3 protein-coding genes are annotated in these 2,502 nt (G+C 69.7%); 2 read left to right on the plus strand and 1 reads right to left on the minus strand.

The window, feature by feature from the left end; all coding sequences use genetic code 11:
* Positions 1-555, minus strand: a 555-nt coding sequence (locus LQV45_RS25640; protein WP_230009455.1) for a GGDEF domain-containing protein, incomplete at its 3' end; no start/stop codon positions are given.
* Between the two features lie 387 nt (positions 556-942).
* On the opposite strand from LQV45_RS25640, the gene LQV45_RS25645 reads away from it, so the two are divergent.
* Positions 943-2,202, plus strand: a complete 1,260-nt coding sequence (locus LQV45_RS25645) for an NYN domain-containing protein (RefSeq protein WP_230009457.1) — start codon at positions 943-945, stop codon at positions 2,200-2,202.
* A gap of 102 nt (positions 2,203-2,304) precedes the next feature.
* Positions 2,305-2,502, plus strand: a 198-nt coding sequence (locus LQV45_RS25650) for a VOC family protein (protein WP_230009460.1), incomplete at its 3' end; no start/stop codon positions are given.

Below are 2,502 nucleotides of genomic sequence, written 5' to 3' on the forward strand. Positions count from 1 at the left end.
GGCCAGTTCTTTGTGCGCGGCCGGATCCGCGTCCGCCGGAACAGCCGTTTTCGCCTGGCCAACGGACATGCCCAGCCGGAGCTCGCTCCCCCCGATGGTGACGGCGCCGGCCAGGCAGCTCCGGACGCGCTCCGCAACCGCCTCGAGCTCCGCCGCGTGCTCCAGCCGAGGGATCAGGACAACGAACTCGTCCCCGCTGTAGCGCGTGACGGTGACCGCGCCGCGCACGGCCTGGGAGAGCATCAGCGCCACGTGTTCCAGGACCTGGTCGCCGGCCGCGTGGCCCAGGGTGTCGTTGACCAGCTTGAACTTGTTGACGTCGTAAAACAGCACGCCGACGCGGTTCCGCTGTTCGCCGGCGCTGGCCAGGGCCCCCAGCAGGTTTTCCTCGAGGTGCCGCCGGTTCGGCAGGCCGGTCAGCGGGTCATGCAGCGCCCGATGGTGGGCTTCCCGCAGGAGCGCGGCGCGGTCCGCCTCGGCATCCTCGAGTTGCCGGTGAGCGCTGGCCAGTTCGCGCTCATACCGCCGCCGCTCGGGGGCCGCGAAAAAGATCATCAAATCCCTCGGTTCTGCCCCGTCCACGGTCCGGGTGACGGACAGCAGGACGGGCCTGCGCTGCCCGTCCTGTCCCAACAGCTCGATCGAGAGTTCGGCGAGGTGCCCGTCGCGTTCCAGCTTCGGCCCGGCGTGCGTCCGCTACATCAGCCTGTCCCCGGGCGGGCCGCGGGCCCGGACATGCGTCTTCGCAGGTCACGCGGGGTTTCTGGCGGGGATGCTTACAGCCGAAAACTGGCCGTAGCAAGCTGTTCCTGCGCGCGCGGCCGATCCCGGATACACGTATGGACCTCCTGTTCCCGCCATGAGGTCCGGCACACGACGGCAACTGGGCAACCAAGCGGTCACCCCTGGCACGCGCCGCCCTCCTGCTGGCACACTGAGCCGATGAGTGATCCCCTCCCCCAGTCCCGGCGGCCTGGCATCCGTGCCGCGATGTTCGTGGACTTCGACAACGTCTATACCGGCCTGATGGCCTTGGACCCGGCGGCCGCGAAGAGGTTCGCCGAGGACCCCAAGCACTGGACGGAGGCGCTGGCCGCCGGCGGCGCGGGCGAAGAATCCCGGCGCTTCCTGATCCGCAACTGCTACCTCAATCCGGTGATCTACTCCAAGTACCGGCCGTACTGGACCCGCGCGGGCTTCCGGGTGATCGACTGCCCCTCCCTGACCCAGCGGGGCAAGTCCAGCACCGATATCAACCTGGTGCTGGACGCAATGGATGCCCTGGCCGGCGCGGCACATATTGAGGAGTTCTTCGTCGCGTCTGCCGACGCCGACTTCACCTCGCTGGTCCAGCGGTTCCGGGCGGCCGACCGCATGACCACCGTCATCGCTGCCGGCGCCGTGGCGTTCGCATACCGGGAGATGGCGGACAGCGTGGTGGAGTCCCACGACTTCGTGGCAATCCTCAACGGGACCGCGGCCGGCATCCCCCGCATGGTCCCGTCCGCCGGACTTGGCACCCCGCTCCGCACCGCCCAGGGCACTCCCGGGTCCGCGACGTCGGCCGCCGACGAGGTCCGGGCCCTGGTGCAGGCCGCGCCGGGTCCGGTCACGGGAGCGGTCGCGGCGCACCGGGCCCTGACCGCGGACCCGTCGCTGAAGACCGATTGGGGCGGGCACGGCAAGTTCGGGGCCTGGATCGCCCAGATCGGCCAGGGCATCCAATACTCGTCCACGCCGTCGCCCGGCTGGGTGTGGGACGCGAAGCGGTTTTCCCCGGAGCCCTCCTCGCTGGCCTCCGACGCCCGGCCCGCGATCGAGGAGCAGGTCACCCGGGTCACGGACGTTCCGGCGCTGTCGGCAGAACAGTTCAGACAGGTCTTCCTGTCCCTGGCGGCGAAGCTGCGCGACCATTCGGGCAACCGCAGCGAATTGGCACGCTCCGTCCGGGACGACTGCGTGGCGGCCGGGCAGCCAGTGTCCCGCTCTGCCGTCAACTTCGTGATCCAGGGCGTGGTGTACGCCGGCGGCTCCCTCGCAGAGGACATCTCAGCGGCGGAACTCGCTGCCGCGTGGACCAGAAACGTGGAAGAGCTGTGCCGGCTGGCCCTCATGGAGTTCGACGACGCCGAAAAGCTCGCGCTCCGGCGCTGGGCCGGCGGCGGGCTGCTGGAGTCCGGCCCCGGCGGCTCCCGGGCGTAGCGAACCTCCCGCCGTCGTGGGCTTGCGCCGGGTGCCAAACCGATCCACAGTGTGATCTATCGACATCGGGTACTCCCAAACGAATTCGGAAAGGAGCTGGAAATGCCCAACGACCTTACGGGGCTGGTCAGCGTCCGGTACATGGTGGCCGACGTCGATGCCGCGGTCGACTTCTATACAACCCATCTCGGATTCACCGTCAGGATGAGCGCCGCGCCGGCGTTCGCAGACGTCACCCGCGGCCGGTTGCGGCTCCTCCTGAGCGGGCCGGCCAGCTCGGCAGGCCGTCCCATGCCGGAC

It is taken from the genome of Microbacterium sp. Bi128, assembly GCF_918698205.1.

Excerpts from the sequence above, each read along its gene's own strand:
- LQV45_RS25645 (WP_230009457.1), top strand. The coding sequence starts at position 943 with ATGAGTGATCCCCTCCCCCAGTCCCGGCGGCCTGGCATCCGTGCCGCG.